The organism is Weissella koreensis KACC 15510, assembly GCF_000219805.1.
In the GTDB taxonomy this organism is placed as follows: domain Bacteria; phylum Bacillota; class Bacilli; order Lactobacillales; family Lactobacillaceae; genus Weissella; species Weissella koreensis.
Map to the genome: position 1 here is coordinate 404,211 of NC_015759.1, position 18,419 is coordinate 422,629.

An 18,419-nucleotide genomic window follows, 5' to 3' on the forward strand; every position below is an offset into this window, starting at 1 on the left:
CTCAGTTTAAGATTCGAACTTCAGTTTCAAGTTGCACTTCAAATTTTTGTGCTACTACCTCTTGAACGTGGCGGATAACCCCAATATAGTCATCTGCCGTTGCTTGATTGACATTAACAATGAACCCAGCATGTTTGGTTGAAACTTGCGCTCCACCAATGGTAAAGCCTTGTAATCCAGCATCCATAATTAAACGTCCCGCATAGTATCCTTCAGGGCGCTTAAAAGTTGACCCACATGAGGGATATTCTAAGGGTTGCCGCAAGGCACGTCTTGTATTGAAATCTTCCATCAACATCTCAATCGACTTAAATTCGCCTGGCTTTAATTGGAAAGTTGCATCTAGGATCACATCCCCTGTTCTTTGAACCAGGCTATGTCGATAACCAAATTCAAGTTCAGCTTGTTGATAAACTTTAATTTCATTGTCGGGAGTTAGGACAGTAATCGAACTAATCCAATCAGCTGACTCGCCACCATAAGCTCCAGCGTTCATGTAAACTGCCCCGCCGACAGAACCCGGAATGCCAGCGGCCCACTCGATTCCGGACAAATTGGCCTCTAAGGCAGCCTGAGTAACATCAATAAGGGCCGCTCCTGCTCCGGCTTTAATCAATTGATCAGTTACCTCAATTTTATTCAAATGACTTAAAAAAATGACAATTCCTTTTAAGCCAGCATCCCCAATTACTAAATTAGAGGCATTGCCTAGAACCGTGATGGGCAAATTTTCACTATGGGCAAATTCCAAGACATTCATTAATTCTTGAACATGATGGGGCCAAAACGCCCACTCAGCGGGTCCTCCAACTTGGGTGTTCGTATAGTTAGCTAGCTTTTCTTGGCTTTTAATATCAAATCCAGGAAACTTAGCTTGTAAATTAACACTCATATCTTGTCCTCCTAAATTACTTTTACTAAACTCTTAAGTGGATCAACCCCAAATTCTTGAGATTGTTTCAATAAGATTTGTGCTGCCGCCAAAGTATCGTCTAAGGCGTGGTGATGGTGATGCAATGGAATTTCCAATGCTTCGGCCACAGTATTTAATTTATGATTAGTTAGTTGTGGGTACAACCGACGTGACGTTTTAACCGTATCAAGTGACAAATAATGTGGTGTAGGTAAGTGATAATATTCCAAAGTTGCTTTTAAAACACTGTTATCAAACGCCGCGTTATGGGCAACTACTAATTGTTCACCAGTATAAAATTGCTGTATTTTCTGCCACACTAATGGGAATTGAGGAGCATCTGCTACATCTTGCGGATGAATCCCATGGATGTTAATGTTTTGCTGACTAAAATCAGTCGGTGGTTTTAGTAAAGAATAAAACTCATTCACAACTTGATCATCACGGACTACCACCACCGCAATTGACACGGCACTATATCTTTTGGCATTTGCCGTTTCAAAATCCATGGCAATAAAATTCATAATTATTTTCCTTCTAAAATCATATCAATAGTTTCTACTAATTCACCATGCGCATTCACAATCTTTTGATTAGAATCTTCGATGTATTTAAAATTCATTTTCTCATAGAGATGACGCGCCCGTGAATTTTGCACCTGAACAGACAAGAAAAGTTGTTGACTAGAACTAAAATTAAAGAACCAGTCTAAGACTGTTTCCATTAATGCTTTTCCAAGGCCTAAACCTTGAACTTGATTTAAAATTGCAACTCCGATTTCAGTAGTTAATTCTTTATTTGGTAAGGCTGTTAAAATACCATATAAATGATCTTGTTCATCAACAACTACCAACATTAATGCATCCGTGGAAACTTGAATTTCCGACAAACTATTTGCCAATTGATCAGGACTAACAGTATCTAAATGTTCAATCACCTCAAAAGTGGTTGACTCTTCTTGTAATTTCAATAATAAATCAATAATTGCTTGAGCATCCTCTGGTTGTGCCCCACGAATATATAATTCCATTTTAATCTTCCATGTCTTGAATCATGGCTGCTAATCGTGAATTAGGACTACTAATCTCAACGTTTCGTAGATCTCCGCTTTCATCATCAGTCAACCTTTTTAGTTCAACTTGAATTACGTCCTCGGGCAAAAGGTCTTGAATGTATTCTGCCCATTCAATCAAAACGACACTGTCTGGGCGGAAATATTCTTCCAATCCTAATTCATCCGCCCCACCCTCTTCACCTAACCGATAAACGTCAAAATGATAGAGTGGAAATTCAACAGTCTCATATTCACGTACTAAGGTAAAAGTCGGGCTTTTTAAAGGGCGCTTAATTCCGAGAGCACGCGCAAATCCTTGGGTAAAAGTTGTTTTACCCGCTCCTAAATCACCTTTCAATAGAATAATGGTTCCTGCTTTAATTTTTTTAGCTAGTTCTCCAGCCAATGCTTGGGTCTCTTCAACCGTTTTTACAATTCTTTTCATAATGGTAATTATATCATTTTTAAAGATATTGGTCTGCTCCCAGCCAAAAACTTGATGCAACCAAGTCTTTGCATTGGTATTAAAAAAGGCTGGAATAAAAAATCCCAGTCTTTATAGACGCTTGAATCAAATCGTTCTAATAGTTTATCTTTTGTTCAACTAAAGCCTAACGATTTTCAACAGCTTGTGCGGCTGTAATAATAGCCGTCTTATAAACATCTTCTTCATTAGCTCCTCGTGAGAGATCAGAAACAGGAGCAGCCAAGCCTTGCAAGATAGGCCCAACAGCTTCAAATCCACCCAAGCGTTGAGCAATTTTGTAACCAATATTTCCTGATTGTAAATCAGGGAATACAAAGACATTAGCATGCCCAGCTACCTTTGAATCAGGTGCTTTCGAAGCAGCCACGCTCTCAACGAAGGCTGCATCAAATTGTAATTCTCCATCTAAAGCTAAATCGGGATCCATTGAATGTGCAATTTCAGTGGCTTCTACCACTTTATTAACTTGTGGTGCTGCAGCTGAACCCTTTGTTGAAAATGATAACATAGCTACCTTAGGGTCAATCCCAAAGACTTGAGCTGTTCGAGCAGATTGAATTGCAATCTCGGCCATAGTTTGCGCATCTAAGTCAATATTGATGGCTGCATCAGCGAAAATGTAACGTTCGTCACCCTTTTGCATTACAAATGAGCCAGAAATACGCTTTGAACCAGGCATAGTTTTAATGATTTGCAATGCTGGTCGAACCGTATCACCTGTTGGATGTGCGGCTCCTGAAACCATTCCGTCGGCCTTATGCAAATAGACCAACATAGTTCCAAAATAATTAACGTCCTTCAACCATTTTGTTGCAGTAGCTGCATCAGTTTTACCATTTCGACGTTCAACTAAAGCATTTACCATTGCTTCGTGCTCAGCCTCTGGATATTCAGCAGGATCAATAATCTCAATCCCTGTTAAATCAAATTTCTCGGCTTGCGCAACTGTCTCAATTTCTTTGCGATTTCCCAATAAAATTGGTTGAACCAAATGATCAGCCAAAAGTCGAACAGCAGCACCTTGAATGCGAACATCCTCTCCCTCAGGGAAAACTAAAGTTTGATGTTGATCTCGTACCTTATCAGCTAATTGTTCAAAAAGTTCCATGATTGACTCCTTTTTATTTAACATTATCTATAAATTGTGATGAGCACGTTTACATTCCTATTATCGCAAATAATGAAGTGTTTTGACAAGTGAAACTTTGCACCAAGTTTTTAATGCATAGTTTGTTGGCTCCAATCAATAGGTTGCGTCTGATGATCAATCAAATATCGATTGATTTGTGAAAATGGTCGGCTACCAAAGAAGCCCCGATAAGCGGATAATGGGCTTGGATGCGGTGCCGTTAAAATTAAATGGTTCGAATTATTAATGAAATCTACTTTTTGAGCGGCCTGCTTACCCCACAATAAATACACTAACGGCTGATTTCTTTCATTAATCACAGTAATCACTGCATTAGTTAACCGTTCCCAAATTAAATTTGCATGCCCATTTCGTTTTCCAGCAGGAACTGTTAAAATCGTATTTAAAAGCAGAACCCCTTGCTTAGCCCAAGCCGTTAAATCACCATTCTTCGGGGCTGGTTGTGATAAATCATTTGTTAATTCTTTATAAATATTAATCAATGATTTCGGTAAGCCTTGCTCAGCGGGAACCGAAAAACTAAGACCCATAGCTTGACCTGCATTTGGATAAGGGTCTTGACCGATAAGAATCACTTTAGTATTGGCTAAGGAAGTCAGGGTAAAAGCATTAAAAATTTGATCTCAGGCTGGATAAACGGTCTCATTCTTATAAACCTCTTCAATAAAGGCATCCAAATCCGCCCAATATTTAAGATCTAGTTTTTGATTTAAAGGTTCCCACCAATCGGTTCTTTGTAGGGCATCTAAATTTGACATTTTAATCTCGCTTTCTATCTCCAAAGGGGGGGCATATATGATTCATCTAATTTTACATCAAACTCAAGCTACTCAACAATATGGTTCTAGTTGGGTCACTGATCAAACTGGTCAAATATTTTATTTTTTACGCGGACAACTTCATAAATATTATTATCAACTTCAAATTAATGATAATAAAAACATGTTTCTAGCGGAGATTAAACAAGCGTCTACCGGAATAATCCCACGCTTTAAAATTCAGGCTGGTCAGAAAAAAATTGGTTCATTTGGTTTAGCATTACCAATGCATGAAATTATATATATTCAACGAATTAATTGGATTGTTTTAGCTCATCCTAAAAAACGAGAATATTTTATTTTCCATGGTAAAAAACTCTTATTACATGGATATTTAAATAATAAAAAGCAACTACAAATGGATATCCACCAAACATCCGATCAAGCGCTCTTGGTTTTATTGACTGCCTTTTTAGACCGTTATCAACAAACAATTCTTCCTTTGAGCTTGCCACAAAAATTCAAATTAAACTATCATCAAAGATCATTCAATCCTGCCTTCAACCCTCAATTTAAAAATAATTATCAAACAAAGATTCGTCGGCGTTAAGCTAATTTTATTTTGTAATGAAGAAAGCTTATTAATTAAAAAAACAAAAAGAGGCCAAGACATATTCTTGACCTCTTTATTTATTTTATACATTCGTACATATCAAATTAATTTTGATAAGGGGATTGAGGAATTACTAACAAAAGCAATAGGTATAAAATCCCAAATGGGAAGAATCCCGTGAAAATTATCAACAGCAAGTAGATAATTCGTAAAATTTGAGGGTTCCAGCCAAAGTACTCAGCTACACCCCCCAATATTCCAGCTAAAACTCGGTCTTGATTTGAACGATAAATTCTTTGTTTCATACTCCATGCTCCTTTTTATTTGATGACAATATTGCCAAACGAGGTTTGGGCAATCACATTAAAGGTTGGTTTTTCACCAACTTGGGCTTTTAAATTATCTGAGCCCATTTGAACTTGATGATCTCGTAAAATTCGAATAGACCCCATTGTGGTATGCCCATTCAAATAATAACTGGTTTCCGGCTTAAAGCGAACATTAATATTTCCCAAAGCAGTTCCAAAATCAAGATCATCTAAAACTTGATCCCATTCTAAGGATAGGTTCCCAGCATTCACATCAAAGTCTCCACTACCACTAACATCAACACCATTGACATTTCCTGCAGCAATATTCATTTTGAAATCGGCATAAACCTGACGCAAAGTTAATTCACCAGCCGACACTGATCCTTGCAAAATCTTATTAACAGTGACATCTTTTAAATTAGCTTTTCCTGCACGCAGATCCAGCCGTACATCTTGACTATGTACACGATTCACATGTAACACGCCGGCTGAAACCGTCAAATTTAAATGTTGTTCTAAGGCTAGATCAGTGATAAAAACTTCACCAGCATTGAGTTTCAAATTTAGGTCACCTTGATAAGCCATGGGTAATTCAATTTTGATTACATTCCTAAAGCGACTACGCGTTGTTTCCTTAAAAATACTAAACAGTCCCCACCCTGATAAACGAGGTGTAGTTATATTATAACTCTTTAGACGATCATCAATTTTTACGGCTAACTCAGGATGTTCATGATTAAAAACTTGTTCTACCTTAGGAGTCGACCCTTGCCCTGCGACAATAAAAACCTGCCCTGCGAATACATTGACATTAATTTCTTCATATTCATTACCAGTTTTTAAAACACTAGGGAGATTTTTATTTTGTTCACCATTAATCATTTCAATGATTGGCGTCAAGTCACCCAAATCCTGCATCACATGTTCAATTGCTTTATCTTCTGCAATTTGTGGGTGAGCAATCCGGTAATCTCTTAAAGCTTCATTAGCATCAGCCAAGACTTCTTGTTTAAATTCTTGTAAAGGTAAAATCATTTCATAATCAGCAAAAATCCCATTAATCTTTTGTTCTAATTCTTGATTCATAGGCTTTCCCCCATTAATTCATCAATCGTTTTTTTAGCAAACGCCCACGCCGTTTTCTCAGCTTTTAATCGATCTTTGCCAGCATCCGTTAAAGTATAGTACTTTCGTCGGGCGCCCTGAGTCTCATTTCCATAATAGCTATCAACCAGCCCAGCCTTACCTAATCGACGAAAAACCGAATAGAGAGTTGCTTCATTTAATACATATTCTTGATTAGTTAGTTCGGCAATATCGTGGGCTATCCGATAACCATAAGAATCACCTTGTTGTAAACGATTTAAAACGATCGCATCAGTATGACCACGAATTAAATCTTTTGATAACTCATTCTCCATTTAACATTACCTCACTATATAAATTACTATATCACGCACTACTATTTGTGTCAAAGTAATTTGCAACTATCAATTGTTTAGATTTAATTATAGAAATAAAATATTTATAGCTTAACGAAACTATACAAGCGTAATCACCACCCTCGCTCGTTTGAGCATGGTATAATTAGCTTATTATTAATAAGTGTAAAAATCCCCGACCTGCTTAGATGTAATCTGTCTGAAGTAGCGTTCGTTTAATCCAAGGAGGAACGGTTTTACTCATGAGTGAATTAGAGCACGCCTTAACAGTTTTACAAAACCAAGGAATAAAAAAAACAACCCAACGTCTGAATATTTTGGATTATCTCATTCATCATCGAATTCATCCCAGCGCAGATATAATTGCTAAAAGCTTAAAAATGAATTTAACCACTGTTTATAACACTTTAGAGATATTAATCAGTAGCAAATTAGTTTATGTAATTGATAATAATCAAGATGGTAGAAAGCATTATGATTATTTTGGTCACCCTCACTACCATGTTTTATGTCGAAATTGCGGTAAAATTGTTGACGGTTCTAATATTGATCTGCATAGTTTCCCCAATCTAGCTCATGAAGCTAGCAATTTTTTAATTGAGCAAACCAGTTTGGAATTTATTGGTCTGTGTGAAGATTGTCAAAAATTATTAGGTCTCACTGAAAATAACTAATAATAATTCTCAAAATTGAATCTAGGTATCTCATTGCAATTTTAAAGGCTAGGAAACATCCTAGTCTTTTTTTATTGATCAGATTGATTTAATCTAACAAAAAAGAGCCCCTAATTTAAGAGCTCTTAACTATTGGATGTTAGCATCAACCATAATTATTTTTAGATGTCCATCAAAGCTATTCTAAAATTAACTTTCGCCTTGATTAAGCTCCATCAAGCGAGCGCGTAGATCATCATCATAAGCCGTCAAATAAAGGCCATATTTTCCACGTTTCATCAAAACGTTCAAGACATTTGCAATAAAGTCTTGATACTCTTCCTTACTAAATTGGCGATCTTTGCGCTTCTTAAAGATTTCCTTATGTGAATATTTCTCTGGGATAATCGTCATTGAATCAGTCTCAGGATCATAACCAAAGGAAGGTCCAATAATCATACCAACATAATTCAAATCAAAGCCTTGTAAGGTATAAATAGTCCCTACTTGTGTGATTGAACCTTCGCGTTTGGCCCAATGTGTTCGTTGAGGATCCCACTCGTCCCAAGGCAAACTAAAGGTATCCATCTCAACATTGTGTCGTCCATCAATACGTGGAAAGCCTGAAGTTGCAACTACTCGACTCATCCCAACTTCTTTATTCTTACTTTTGATTTCTTCAAATAGTCCACCAGCGGTGTTGAACATTTTAAATTCAAAATCACTATTATTAGGAAATGATGTTAGTGGCTTTTGAGCCGTTAAATCATCCATCCAGGCAACTTGTTTATCACTCGCTACCATTCTGTATTGAAAATTCATATCAAACATCTTATATGGATGGTTACCAATCGTTTTAAATAATAGTTCTTGATCCCAATACATTTTTGATTGGAAAACTTGAGCAAAATCGTACACAACAACGACAACCTTCGCTAAATTCATTAAATCAGTTAATTGGTTCTCACCTCGATAATGAGCATATGGTTCTGATTTTGAATATAGTAGATGTGCTTCATCCACAAAAATGATGTCATATTTTTTATGATTTTTTTGGGCATCATTAATCAATGCGGTTGGCCGCCGAATTGATTTGACATTCATATTTGGAATTGATTCACCCAAATCCTGATAAGCTTTATACAATTCCGGATGATTAACTACTAAAGCAGTCTTATAACGCTGATCCGTCATATACTGACGAACAAGTTCCATCAAGACTACAGACTTTCCAGTTCCTGCAGCACCTTGAATTACAGCGACTGAATGTAAATTCTGATCCAATCCTTGCTTAATATAATCATTAATATTTGTAATAACGTTTTTCTGATCTTCTGAAAGATCATCTACAAAAAATTGTGCTTTTAATATTTTATTCATTGATTTATTACCCCTAATCTAGTCTATATTTTAGCATAATTTTAAAGCTTGCTTTCATTAAAAAACTAAACAAAATGATCTAGTTCCTTTCTAAATTTTGGATAACTCGATGGGCCTCTTGAAACAAATCTTCAATAATTTGTTTCACTGGCCGGCGTGTTTTAATTAACCCCGCAATTTCACCAGCCATAATCGAACCATTTTCCATATCACCATCAAAAGCCGCTTTAGATAAAGAATGTAAAACTAATTTTTCTAATTCATCCCACGTGGCTCCATCTGCCTCTAGAGCTATATATTTTTCAATCATCGGATTTTTTAACGATCGAACGGGAGCCCCCGCTCGTTGGCCCGTCACTGTCGTTGATGTATCATTGGCGTTAATGATTGCCAACTTGAAAGCCTCCGAAATCGGTGTTTCATCCGCCGTTAAGAAAAGTGTTCCAACTTGCACTCCCTGTGCACCAAGAGCAAATGCAGCAGCTACACCACGACCGTCCCCAATTCCACCTGCTGCAATCACTGGAATTTTTACCGCTGAAGCTACTTGAGGGACCAAAGCCATAGTGGTAGTAGATCCAATGTGTCCACCAGATTCCATACCTTCAGCTACAACTGCCACCGCACCAAGTGCTTCCATCTTTTGTGCTACTTTAACTGATGGAATGACAGGGATCACTTTAATACCTGCGGCCAATAATGCTGGCATATAAAGTTTTGGAGTCCCAGCCCCAGTCATGACAATTGGAACTTTTTCTTCAATAATGACCTTAACTAAATCAGTAATATTGTCCATCATTAACATCAAATTCACCGCAAAAGGTTGATCGGTTTCAGCCTTAATCTGGCGGATTTCAGACCGTAAACCTTCAGGATTCATCCCCACTGAAGTTAAAACTCCCAGGCCACCAGCATTGGCAACGGCAATCACTAATTCATGTGTAGAAATTCGAGCCATTGATCCTTGAATTAGTGGATATTTAATTCCTAAAATTTCTGTTAACTGTGTCATGCACCTATCCTCTTTTCTAATGAGTCATGATCTAACATAATATTTTACCTTTAATCATAAATTATACTCTGAGTATTTTATAACAAAGTGAAAAGTATAACAATATATCTAAATCCGTTATAACTACTTACCATTTATGTTATGTGACTAATTATTGGTATATTTATCAAAACAAGCGTAAAATTATAGGTGTTCATAAGTTACGGATCTTTCATATAGTAAAGGAGTGTATTTTTATGTCAAAAGTTGCGATTGTTACTGGTGCGGCCCAAGGAATTGGACTTGCTATTGCAAAACGTCTCTATCAAGATGACTTTAAAGTCGCCTTGGTTGATTATAAAATTGATGCAGCTCAAACAGCGGAAAACGAGCTTGGGGAAAACGCCATTGCGCTTCAAGCCGATGTTTCTAAACGTGATGACATGTTTAGAGCAATCAAGGATACGGTTGAAAAATTTGGTGATTTAAATGTTTTGGTAAATAACGCCGGTTTAGGACCTACTACTCCAATTGATACGATTACTGAGGAACAATTCAAGCAAGTTTATGGCGTCAACGTTGGTGGCGTCCTCTGGGGAACTCAAGCCGCACATCAGGCTTTTAAAGAACTAGGCCATGGTGGAAAGATTATCAATGCTACTTCACAAGCTGGAGTTGTTGGTAATCCTGAATTGGCCCTTTATTCTGGAACTAAGTTTGCGGTTCGAGGTATCACTCAAGTAACTGCTCGTGATTTGGCAGAGGAACACATTACTGTCAACGCCTACGCTCCTGGAATTGTTAAAACGCCTATGATGTTTGACATTGCTCACGCAGTTGGCCAAAATGCAGGTAAAGATGATGAGTGGGGAATGCAGCAATTCGCTAAAGATATCGCATTGAAGCGCTTATCAGAGCCTTCAGATGTAGCAAATGTTGTTTCATTCTTATCTGGACCGGATTCAGATTACATCACTGGTCAAACTATTATTGTCGATGGTGGGATGCAATTCCATTAAAATCATAAATAAATTTAAAACAAAGCATCTACTGGTTAATTCAATCTGGTAGATGTTTTTTATTTTGCTTTATCAAAAGCTGTTAATCGTTATCAAAAGCCTTCAATGTAAAAGTAGCTTACCGCTGTTGAGAAAATTTCACTTACGAAATATTATACTTGAACCTTTGCCACAAAATAAAAAACGAAATCCTAGCTAAGCAATTCCGTTTCATTAATCTTTATTTAATCAAACGAGCGATATTTTCAGCCGTTCGCTCCAAATTTTTAACACTCTCTGCTAAAGCTGATTCAAGCGGAACAGCCCCCGGTACAATACTGAAAATGGCATCCATTCCCAAATCATACAACGCCTCACTCCCCTGACCAACAAAACCAGCTAAACCAATGACTTTGGCCTCAGGTGCTACTTTTTTCACCACCTTTGTGGCGCCCATTGGTGCTTTACCAAACTGTGTCTGGAAATCAATTGATCCTTCACCCACAAAAGCATAGTCGGCACCTTGAGCCTTATTCGCCAAATCCACGGCATCAATTACTAAATCAATTCCGGAACGAATTTGAGCTGGGGTAAAGGCCAAGAAGCCAGCTCCTAATCCCCCAGCAGCTCCAGCCCCTGCCACATTAGCTATCTTAATTTGAAGTTTCATTTCTAAAATATGAGCATAGTTTTTCAACGCTTCATCCAATTGAGCAACCATCGCTGGTGTGGCGCCTTTTTGTGGACCAAAGACCGCAGAAGCACCATTGTCCCCAATTAAAGGATTAGTAACATCTGCAGCAAGTAAGATTTCTGAACCCGCTAAACGAGGATCTAAGTTAGTCATATCAATAGACTGTAAATTGATTAAATCAGCTCCCCCTCGAGCTAAGGGTTGATTTTGATGGTCTAAAAAGCGTACTCCTAATGCTTCAGCCATCCCCACGCCACCATCATTTGTTGCTGAGCCACCTAATCCAATGATAAAACGACGCACATCATGATCCAAAGCATCCTTTATCAATTGACCAGTTCCATATGTGGTCGTAATCAAGGGATTCATAGTTTCCGTATTGACCCACTGTAAACCTGAAGCAGCGGCCATTTCAATCACAGCTGTTTTTCCGTCACCAAGAATTCCATACGTCGCCTTAACCGGAACTTCCAATGAGTTCAAAACGGTTGCTTCAATCAATTGACCATCAGTAGCGTCAACAAGCGTTTGTACCGTTCCTTCACCACCATCGGCCATGGAAACTAATGTATAATCAGCATCCGGAAAAACTTTCCCTAGTCCACGTTGAATCGCCCTAGCAGCATCTTGCGCTGTCAAACTACCTTTAAATGAATCAGGAGCAATTATAAATTTCATTTCTATACCTCATCTATTAAATTATTATTCTTATAATTAATATTATGGGCTAAAATTATCTTTTTGACCAAAAAGATTAATAAAAGATAGACACAAGTTCCACTAAATTAAAATATTCATCATTTTAAAATAATAAAAAGCCTCCATTATTAAAATGGGGACTTATTTTGTTTATTTTTAATTTAGCTTTCTTTACTTCAACAGATATTTAGCATCAAAGTCTGGATCCTGTGAAGTTAAAATTTTAGGACCATCTTCAGTAATAGCAACCACGTGTTCATATTGAGCAGACCATGAACCATCAATTGTGCGAACGGTCCAACCATCTTCTGCAGATGTTTCGACTTCCCAACTTCCCAAATTAACCATCGGCTCAATGGTAATCGTCATTCCCGGTTGTAATCTTAATCCTCGACCAGCGACCCCATCATGTAGCACTGTTGGTTCTTCATGCATAGTTGGTCTAATTCCATGCCCAGCATAATCAATAACATTTCCGTAGCCATTTTCGTCCTCTATATAATGATTCATGACTGCCCCAATATCACCCAAGCGATTCCCAACTTGAGCTTGGTCAATTCCCAAATACATGGCCTTAAAGGTCACATCCATCAATTTTTGAACCTCTGGACTAACATTACCAACTGCATAACTCCAAGCTGAATCAGAATAGGCTCCATTTAATTCTACAACAGTATCAACCTTAACTAAATCACCATCTTTTAAAAATAAATTTTTCCGTGGAAAAGCATGAGCTACTTCCGCATTTACCGAAACAGTTGTTGCATATTGAAAACCTTCAAAACCAATTTGTGCTGCTCTTGCACCATGGCTTTCAATATAATCACGACCAAATTCTTCAATATCCCAAGTTGAAATACCAGGCTTAATTATTTTTTTTAAGCCTTGATACATACCAGCAATAATGGCCCCTGCCTTCTCCATGGCCAACATTTCTCGTTTTGATTTTAACGTTATCATTTTATTCCCCTACTTATATCTTCATCTTTTGGACTATTTCGTATAATATATTCTTTTACTGGATATATTAATTGTTTTTAACCACTCTTTTTAAAATAATAAGTGCATCAAGCTTATTGATCTTATATTACATGATACAGTATCTTATCAAGACTGGTAGCTTAATTAAATTTATTTTATTAAAAATAATTTTGCTTGTAGAAAAAGGACTTTCCAATCAAGAAAAGTCCTTTTAGATAAGACAAATTAATATATATAATCTAGATTATTCATCAGCATCCTTCATTCTAATAGATGATGCCCAAGTATTAATCTGTGTATCATTCTGTGCAATTGAATTTAACTGCGTTGTACTAACAGTTCCCTTATCAACCACCGAATCAACATGATAAATCTCATAATCAAATGTTTCGTCATAATTATCTATCAATACAATCCTTGCATCCCCTGGAACCGGCGACAAAATAATCTGCTGTTCAGTATTTAAATCAGCACTAATAATACTAGAATCAGACCAACTAGTATCTGATTGATCTTTTAAAGCCGCAAATGAATACATAGCGCCTAATTGTTGCTTCTGGTCTAGACTATGAAACATTTCAACTGCGTCATCATCTTGAGCAAATTTACTTGACTGGCTACTTGAAGACGATGTTTCATGGCTTTCTTCTCTGTTGTTTTCCCTTGGCTTACTTTTAACTTTAGTTTTCGACCTAGTTGCCGCTTTACTCGTTGATGCACTTTTCTGATGTATTACACTTGAACTTTTTTTGACATCATCTTGTTGGTTCAAATAAGCGTATCCACCTGCACTAACTAATCCTATTAAAATTATCAATAAACCAATATTCCGAATTTTATGTGATTTTTTAGAACGTTTCTGTATTTGTTTAGTTGGTACAACTTTCTTAGCCTCCACCATTCGCTTTGATAAAGGATCCGTTGTTTTTAAATCTTCCGATAATATTTCAGCCTTCATCTTTTCAAATTCATTCTGAGTTAAAGCGTCTGATTGATATAGATCCTGTAATTCTTTCAAACGTTGTATTTTTGAATCATCCATTTTCATACTCCTACTAAATTATCAAAAAATTAATATTCATTGGTTCCATTATCAGCCTGATCCTGAAGCGTCTTAATGGTATTTTCCGTTTGTGTTTTAATTTCTTCGGACGCTGGATCACCTTTAATCGCATTCAATTTCTTCATTGCTGCATCGGTTGGTGTATCAAAAGACCCATTATCATACGCAAAATTACCATTATTAATATCAATTGTAATTTCAGCTAACTTTGAAACTTGTGAATATTCCTTTTCAGTAGTGTCATTGGGATGCATTTCTTGTAATTTTTGATATGCTTTCTGAGCATCCCCGTATTTTCCATCTGCTAGATAAGATTCGGCTAATTTAGTCTGCTTACGGGTTGGTGCATTATGAATAAAATTAAATCCTACAATTACTATTACTAATACAATGACACCAACAATTCCCTTAATAATATTTTGACCTGTACTTCCAGTTAATTTCGATTTGGTATCTTTATTAAGCGGAATTTTATCTACTAATTCGCCAACCTTCTTACTAGTATTTTTTACCTTATCACTTTTCATTATTTTATTAATATTATCTTTGGTACCTTGAATAGTTTTATTATCCATTAACTTATCAGCCGAGCTGTGGACTGAATTAACAATTCCAGAATCAGATTTCTTTGAGCCCTCGATAATTTCTTTCTTTTGTGCTGAAAATTCATCTGCGGTCAGAATTCCATCATCCAATAATTCCTTCAAATTTTTTAATGCTGCCAATTGTTTTTCATTCATTTCCTCATTCTCCTATTTTATTTCTCTATAAATGTAAATTGTGGATTAATTTTCCCCTGTTTTGATAGTGTCTTATATCCTTCGGTCACTTCAGCCATACTGTAACTTTGACCATTAATTTTTTCATTACTTTCAAGATCAATTAGCTCAAATTTCCATTTTTTTAGTTCATCATCATAAGCAGCAATCAGCTTAGCCTTCTTATTGAAAATAAAGTCCCAGCTATGTTGATCTTTTGAAATACTATATTCAATCGTTGAATGTTCACCTTCAATCAAACTATCCAAATAATTTTCAACATCGACACTACGATCGTTTTTATTGTTCAAAGCTGTACTAGCAATAACAAACATTGCAGGTGCAGCCTGATTAGCTTTGTTTTGAGTATCTTCTCCTAATTGCCCTTCCGATTTAACAAAATCCTGCATGGGTTTAATCTGAGTAATATAATAGGTAGTTCCTCCAATTCCCAACAATATAATAAATAATAAAAATGTTTTTTTCGTACTATTCATCTTCCTTACCATTCTGCTCATCCTGAATTTTAGATTTCTGATACTCACGTAAAATTGTATTAACCCAGCGCTTACTATAGCCCAATAATCGGCTTTCAAATGCTACATCGATTTCCTGATTATTAGCCAATTTATTAGATAGATAAGTTACCACCTTCTCCCGGTCATACAGATGTACTGGGAAATTGATTTGTTGCTCTCCAAACTTGTCAACAAATTTCAATAATTTATCTTTGTCTTTATCCAGAAATACATAAATCTGAAAATATGCATCGTTTAATAACGTTTCGTCTATCTCATTCATATCCTTATCCAATTGTTTTTTATTGAACATATCTAATTTACTAAACCTCCTAAAACTTTGCTAATGCACTAGTTAATACATTTTTTATCAACAACTGCATTTGTTTTTCTTAATCGAATAACTTAAGTTTAGCAAGATAGTACGCCATATATTGTCGTGTAACTATATTTATTTCAATAATTTTATAAAATATCAAAAAAGCCCTAACTTTTAAAAAGTTCGGGGCTTTTTTGGTTTAACATGATATTATGTTTCCCTAAGAAGGATGTATCTTAAAAAGATATATAATTATATTATAATAAATTAGCGACATACTTTGTCTCTTATTCAATTAACATGAAAGGACTATTTCAAGATGAGTAAAAATAAAATTAATCGTCCCCTTCAATTGATGCTCCAACTTATCATGGGTAATACTATTAAACAAGCTGACTGGCAAGATCAAAATCAAATCTCAACCCGCTCCGTCCAGCGTGATGTTAGTGATATTAATGAAGCTATTTCAACCATTAATTTCCCAGCTGAGCTTAAAACAATAAAACTGGATAACCATGTTGCTTACCAACTTTCTACATCAAACCAGCTGGATCCTAAAATTATCATTACTTTAATTAAAACAATTTTAGCTACTAGGGCCTTTAATGATGAAGAAATTCATTTGATTATTGATAGCCTATTAGATCAAGCCGATTTAAACATTCAACAGGTAGTCTCTAAAACCATTAAAAATGAATTAAGTCTATATTCACCAGTCACACATCAAAAATCACTTCTCGATTTAATTTGGCTCTTTTCTCAATGGATTAAAGATCAGACAACTATTAAATTTAGTTATAAGAATTCCAAAAATGAAATACGCCAACTCTCAGGTCTACCGACAGGTCTTATTTTTGATACATATTACTTTTATGCTATCATTCATTTTCATGCAACTGAGCATCATCCTGCACGTGATGCTCAGTATCGATTAGATCGTTTTAAAAATACTAACCCCATTCAAGAACACATTGATTTCCCACACCGTCAACGATTAGAAGAGGGTAAAATTAGACAAAATAACAATTTAATGCAAATTGGCAGTCTGATTCATGTTGAATTTGAATATTATGGAAATCCGGAAGTTGTTTTAGATAAATTTCCAATGTCTAAAATAAAATTAGGAGGAGCTGCTAATAAATTCAAAATACATGAAATCAATAAAAATGGTTTTAAAATGTGGGCTTTGAGCCAAGGTAAAAACATCAAAATTACATACCCTCAAAGTTTAGTAAAAGAAATTCTCGAAGATACTTCAGCTATTTTGAATTTATATAAATAACTAAGTTAAATTAATTCAATTTCGTTAAAATTATTATTTTAAGATAAAAAAGGAGCCTAAAAATAGGCTCCTTTTTATCTATTTAATTAAATTAATGTGTATTTTACTTGCGTTCTAATTCATGTAATTCAGCTTCAGTAGCCCTCATATGATCATCATAATGTTCTAGTTTATAATTCAAATGATTGATCGCAAACTGGATATCATCACGACGTTCTTCCATCGCCTCTACCTGTTCATGTAAAAGCTGTTTTTGGCTAACCGTATTATCTTCCGAATCATCAACTAAATTAATATATTGTTTCAGGGCTTTAATTGACATCCCCGCAGCTCGCATTTGTTTAGCAAAAGTAATTCGACGAATAATTTTTTCATCAATTTCACGATTACCTGATTCGTTTCGATCAATCAAAGGAATTAATCCTTCTTTTTCATAATATCTAATAGTATCTGTTGAAACTCCGGTTTTTTTACTTGCTTCACTAACGTTCATCATTAACTCCTAATATTCTAAATGCCGACTTGCCATCCATTTAATCATTTCCGGATCTTCATGTGAAAAAAATTGGCTCCCATCAGTATCTAAAGTTTTAATTAATTCCAAATCTTCAGTGGTTAATTCGAAGTCTAAGACATCAATATTTTGAGCCATTCGTTCTGATTTAGTCGACTTTGAGACAGGAATAATATTACTTTGAAGTAGCCAACGTAAGACAACTTGAGCAACTGATTTATGGTACTTTTGACCAATTCCACTCAATACTTCATTTGTGAATAGACCATTCTTACCTTCTGCAAATGGGACCCAGGCTTCAACTTGTACCCCATATGCTTGTAAGTATTTTACCGCACTCTGATTTTGATTAAAAGGATTGACCTCAATTTGATTAACTTCTGGTTTAACTCCAGTAAATTCCGCTAAATTAGTAATCTGGGCTGGTGAAAAGTTTGATACCCCAATCGCCTTGATTAAACCAGCTTCTTTAGCTTCACTCATTGCCTTCCAAGCCCCAAAAATGTCACCATACGGTTGATGAATTAAGTAAAGGTCCAAATATTCTAACTGTAAACGATCTAGCGAAGCTTGAATTGCTTTTTTAGCCGCTTCATAACCAGCATCTTCGACCCACAATTTTCTTGTAATAAATAAATCCTGTCGGTCTACACTAACTGCTTGTAATGCTTCACCCACGGCTCGCTCATTTCCATAACTAGCAGCAGTATCAATTAGCCGATAGCCTTGTTCCACAGCATCAATCACCGCTTGTTTAGCTTCATTATGATCTGTGACTTGATAAACCCCAAAACCTAGTTCAGGCATTATCGTATTTTTATTAATATTTTTCATAGCAATT

24 protein-coding genes are annotated in these 18,419 nt (G+C 36.0%); 4 read left to right on the forward strand and 20 right to left on the reverse strand.

The window, feature by feature from the left end:
* Position 1: 1 nt before the first annotated feature.
* From murB to WKK_RS07300, 7 genes are all read right to left on the reverse strand, one after another.
* Positions 2–892, reverse strand: coding sequence for a UDP-N-acetylmuramate dehydrogenase (gene murB, locus WKK_RS01955; RefSeq protein WP_006845834.1), 891 nt, complete (start codon positions 890–892; stop codon positions 2–4).
* A gap of 11 nt (positions 893–903) precedes the next feature.
* On the reverse strand, positions 904–1,437 hold the full coding sequence (locus WKK_RS01960; RefSeq protein ID WP_013989275.1) for a 3'-5' exonuclease: 534 nt from the start codon (positions 1,435–1,437) through the stop codon (positions 904–906).
* Between the two features lie 2 nt (positions 1,438–1,439).
* A complete protein-coding gene (locus WKK_RS01965) occupies positions 1,440–1,943 on the reverse strand; it encodes a GNAT family N-acetyltransferase (RefSeq protein WP_013989276.1) in 504 nt (167 codons plus the stop codon).
* 1 nt (position 1,944) lies between these two features.
* On the reverse strand, positions 1,945–2,412 hold the full coding sequence (gene tsaE / locus WKK_RS01970) for a tRNA (adenosine(37)-N6)-threonylcarbamoyltransferase complex ATPase subunit type 1 TsaE (protein WP_013989277.1): 468 nt from the start codon (positions 2,410–2,412) through the stop codon (positions 1,945–1,947).
* Between the two features lie 166 nt (positions 2,413–2,578).
* On the reverse strand, positions 2,579–3,562 hold the full coding sequence (pta, locus tag WKK_RS01975) for a phosphate acetyltransferase (RefSeq protein WP_013989278.1): 984 nt from the start codon (positions 3,560–3,562) through the stop codon (positions 2,579–2,581).
* 110 nt (positions 3,563–3,672) lie between these two features.
* Entirely contained in the window at positions 3,673–4,221 is a 549-nt protein-coding gene (locus tag WKK_RS01980) for a uracil-DNA glycosylase (RefSeq protein WP_423219058.1), read from the reverse strand.
* Between the two features lie 6 nt (positions 4,222–4,227).
* The gene (locus WKK_RS07300) at positions 4,228–4,362 is read right to left on the reverse strand and encodes a hypothetical protein (RefSeq protein ID WP_013989280.1); all 135 of its coding nucleotides are present in this window, start codon (positions 4,360–4,362) and stop codon (positions 4,228–4,230) included.
* Between the two features lie 37 nt (positions 4,363–4,399).
* Between WKK_RS07300 and WKK_RS01985 the strand changes: the two genes are divergently transcribed.
* The gene (locus WKK_RS01985; protein WP_013989281.1) at positions 4,400–4,972 is read left to right on the forward strand and encodes an LURP-one-related/scramblase family protein; all 573 of its coding nucleotides are present in this window, start codon (positions 4,400–4,402) and stop codon (positions 4,970–4,972) included.
* Between the two features lie 107 nt (positions 4,973–5,079).
* Here WKK_RS01985 and WKK_RS01990 read toward each other — a convergent pair whose 3' ends face one another.
* From WKK_RS01990 to WKK_RS02000, 3 genes are read right to left on the reverse strand one after another with little or no spacing between them, the layout of a single operon-like run.
* The gene (locus tag WKK_RS01990; protein ID WP_006845841.1) at positions 5,080–5,280 is read right to left on the reverse strand and encodes a PspC domain-containing protein; all 201 of its coding nucleotides are present in this window, start codon (positions 5,278–5,280) and stop codon (positions 5,080–5,082) included.
* Between the two features lie 15 nt (positions 5,281–5,295).
* On the reverse strand, positions 5,296–6,372 hold the full coding sequence (locus tag WKK_RS01995) for a DUF4097 family beta strand repeat-containing protein (protein ID WP_013989282.1): 1,077 nt from the start codon (positions 6,370–6,372) through the stop codon (positions 5,296–5,298).
* Positions 6,369–6,707 (reverse strand): PadR family transcriptional regulator, encoded by a 339-nt coding sequence (locus tag WKK_RS02000; RefSeq protein ID WP_006845843.1) that lies wholly within the window; start codon positions 6,705–6,707, stop codon positions 6,369–6,371. Before WKK_RS02000 ends, WKK_RS01995 begins: the two co-directional genes overlap by 4 nt.
* A 263-nt stretch (positions 6,708–6,970) precedes the next feature.
* On the opposite strand from WKK_RS02000, the gene WKK_RS02005 reads away from it, so the two are divergent.
* Positions 6,971–7,402: a Fur family transcriptional regulator gene (locus WKK_RS02005; protein ID WP_013989283.1), complete on the forward strand. Its 432-nt coding sequence runs from the start codon at positions 6,971–6,973 to the stop codon at positions 7,400–7,402.
* 189 nt (positions 7,403–7,591) lie between these two features.
* On the opposite strand, the gene WKK_RS02010 is transcribed toward WKK_RS02005, so the two are convergent.
* Positions 7,592–8,761, reverse strand: coding sequence for a DUF2075 domain-containing protein (locus tag WKK_RS02010; RefSeq protein WP_006845845.1), 1,170 nt, complete (start codon positions 8,759–8,761; stop codon positions 7,592–7,594).
* 79 nt (positions 8,762–8,840) lie between these two features.
* Complete coding sequence (locus WKK_RS02015; RefSeq protein WP_013989284.1) at positions 8,841–9,773, reverse strand: nitronate monooxygenase; 933 nt, start codon at positions 9,771–9,773, stop codon at positions 8,841–8,843.
* A gap of 236 nt (positions 9,774–10,009) precedes the next feature.
* On the opposite strand from WKK_RS02015, the gene WKK_RS02020 reads away from it, so the two are divergent.
* Entirely contained in the window at positions 10,010–10,771 is a 762-nt protein-coding gene (locus WKK_RS02020; RefSeq protein ID WP_013989285.1) for a (S)-acetoin forming diacetyl reductase, read from the forward strand.
* Between the two features lie 220 nt (positions 10,772–10,991).
* On the opposite strand, the gene WKK_RS02025 is transcribed toward WKK_RS02020, so the two are convergent.
* From WKK_RS02025 to WKK_RS02050, 6 genes are all read right to left on the reverse strand, one after another.
* A complete protein-coding gene (locus WKK_RS02025) occupies positions 10,992–12,122 on the reverse strand; it encodes a glycerate kinase family protein (RefSeq protein WP_013989286.1) in 1,131 nt (376 codons plus the stop codon).
* A 192-nt stretch (positions 12,123–12,314) separates the two neighbouring features.
* Positions 12,315–13,103, reverse strand: coding sequence for a type I methionyl aminopeptidase (gene map, locus WKK_RS02030; protein ID WP_013989287.1), 789 nt, complete (start codon positions 13,101–13,103; stop codon positions 12,315–12,317).
* Positions 13,104–13,368: 265 nt separating this feature from the next.
* Entirely contained in the window at positions 13,369–14,166 is a 798-nt protein-coding gene (locus tag WKK_RS02035; protein WP_013989288.1) for an SHOCT domain-containing protein, read from the reverse strand.
* A 29-nt stretch (positions 14,167–14,195) separates the two neighbouring features.
* Positions 14,196–14,927 (reverse strand): SHOCT domain-containing protein, encoded by a 732-nt coding sequence (locus WKK_RS02040; RefSeq protein ID WP_013989289.1) that lies wholly within the window; start codon positions 14,925–14,927, stop codon positions 14,196–14,198.
* A gap of 17 nt (positions 14,928–14,944) precedes the next feature.
* Complete coding sequence (locus tag WKK_RS02045) at positions 14,945–15,442, reverse strand: hypothetical protein (protein WP_013989290.1); 498 nt, start codon at positions 15,440–15,442, stop codon at positions 14,945–14,947.
* Positions 15,435–15,746, reverse strand: a complete 312-nt coding sequence (locus tag WKK_RS02050; RefSeq protein ID WP_148235961.1) for a hypothetical protein — start codon at positions 15,744–15,746, stop codon at positions 15,435–15,437. Before WKK_RS02050 ends, WKK_RS02045 begins: the two co-directional genes overlap by 8 nt.
* Positions 15,747–16,101: 355 nt before the next feature.
* Between WKK_RS02050 and WKK_RS02055 the strand changes: the two genes are divergently transcribed.
* The gene (locus WKK_RS02055) at positions 16,102–17,064 is read left to right on the forward strand and encodes a helix-turn-helix transcriptional regulator (RefSeq protein ID WP_013989292.1); all 963 of its coding nucleotides are present in this window, start codon (positions 16,102–16,104) and stop codon (positions 17,062–17,064) included.
* Positions 17,065–17,167: 103 nt separating this feature from the next.
* Here the strand turns inward: WKK_RS02055 and WKK_RS02060 are convergent, their stop codons facing one another.
* Positions 17,168–17,557: a MerR family transcriptional regulator gene (locus WKK_RS02060; protein WP_013989293.1), complete on the reverse strand. Its 390-nt coding sequence runs from the start codon at positions 17,555–17,557 to the stop codon at positions 17,168–17,170.
* A 9-nt stretch (positions 17,558–17,566) separates the two neighbouring features.
* Complete coding sequence (locus WKK_RS02065; protein WP_242821451.1) at positions 17,567–18,385, reverse strand: aldo/keto reductase; 819 nt, start codon at positions 18,383–18,385, stop codon at positions 17,567–17,569.
* Positions 18,386–18,419: the final 34 nt, after the last annotated feature.

Coding starts and splice junctions, on each gene's coding strand:
- murB (WP_006845834.1), bottom strand. CDS start 892: ATGAGTGTTAATTTACAAGCTAAGTTTCCTGGATTTGATATTAAAAGC.
- WKK_RS01990 (WP_006845841.1), bottom strand. CDS start 5,280: ATGAAACAAAGAATTTATCGTTCAAATCAAGACCGAGTTTTAGCTGGA.
- tsaE (WP_013989277.1), bottom strand. CDS start 2,412: ATGAAAAGAATTGTAAAAACGGTTGAAGAGACCCAAGCATTGGCTGGA.
- WKK_RS02060 (WP_013989293.1), bottom strand. CDS start 17,557: ATGAACGTTAGTGAAGCAAGTAAAAAAACCGGAGTTTCAACAGATACT.
- WKK_RS02015 (WP_013989284.1), bottom strand. CDS start 9,773: ATGACACAGTTAACAGAAATTTTAGGAATTAAATATCCACTAATTCAA.
- WKK_RS02025 (WP_013989286.1), bottom strand. CDS start 12,122: ATGAAATTTATAATTGCTCCTGATTCATTTAAAGGTAGTTTGACAGCG.
- WKK_RS01985 (WP_013989281.1), top strand. CDS start 4,400: ATGATTCATCTAATTTTACATCAAACTCAAGCTACTCAACAATATGGT.
- WKK_RS01995 (WP_013989282.1), bottom strand. CDS start 6,372: ATGAATCAAGAATTAGAACAAAAGATTAATGGGATTTTTGCTGATTAT.
- WKK_RS07300 (WP_013989280.1), bottom strand. CDS start 4,362: ATGTCAAATTTAGATGCCCTACAAAGAACCGATTGGTGGGAACCTTTA.
- WKK_RS02010 (WP_006845845.1), bottom strand. CDS start 8,761: ATGAATAAAATATTAAAAGCACAATTTTTTGTAGATGATCTTTCAGAA.
- map (WP_013989287.1), bottom strand. CDS start 13,103: ATGATAACGTTAAAATCAAAACGAGAAATGTTGGCCATGGAGAAGGCA.
- WKK_RS02055 (WP_013989292.1), top strand. CDS start 16,102: ATGAGTAAAAATAAAATTAATCGTCCCCTTCAATTGATGCTCCAACTT.
- WKK_RS02000 (WP_006845843.1), bottom strand. CDS start 6,707: ATGGAGAATGAGTTATCAAAAGATTTAATTCGTGGTCATACTGATGCG.
- WKK_RS01965 (WP_013989276.1), bottom strand. CDS start 1,943: ATGGAATTATATATTCGTGGGGCACAACCAGAGGATGCTCAAGCAATT.
- WKK_RS02050 (WP_148235961.1), bottom strand. CDS start 15,746: ATGAATGAGATAGACGAAACGTTATTAAACGATGCATATTTTCAGATT.
- WKK_RS02005 (WP_013989283.1), top strand. CDS start 6,971: ATGAGTGAATTAGAGCACGCCTTAACAGTTTTACAAAACCAAGGAATA.
- WKK_RS02020 (WP_013989285.1), top strand. CDS start 10,010: ATGTCAAAAGTTGCGATTGTTACTGGTGCGGCCCAAGGAATTGGACTT.
- WKK_RS02065 (WP_242821451.1), bottom strand. CDS start 18,385: ATGCCTGAACTAGGTTTTGGGGTTTATCAAGTCACAGATCATAATGAA.
- WKK_RS02040 (WP_013989289.1), bottom strand. CDS start 14,927: ATGAATGAAAAACAATTGGCAGCATTAAAAAATTTGAAGGAATTATTG.
- pta (WP_013989278.1), bottom strand. CDS start 3,562: ATGGAACTTTTTGAACAATTAGCTGATAAGGTACGAGATCAACATCAA.
- WKK_RS02045 (WP_013989290.1), bottom strand. CDS start 15,442: ATGAATAGTACGAAAAAAACATTTTTATTATTTATTATATTGTTGGGA.
- WKK_RS02035 (WP_013989288.1), bottom strand. CDS start 14,166: ATGGATGATTCAAAAATACAACGTTTGAAAGAATTACAGGATCTATAT.
- WKK_RS01960 (WP_013989275.1), bottom strand. CDS start 1,437: ATGAATTTTATTGCCATGGATTTTGAAACGGCAAATGCCAAAAGATAT.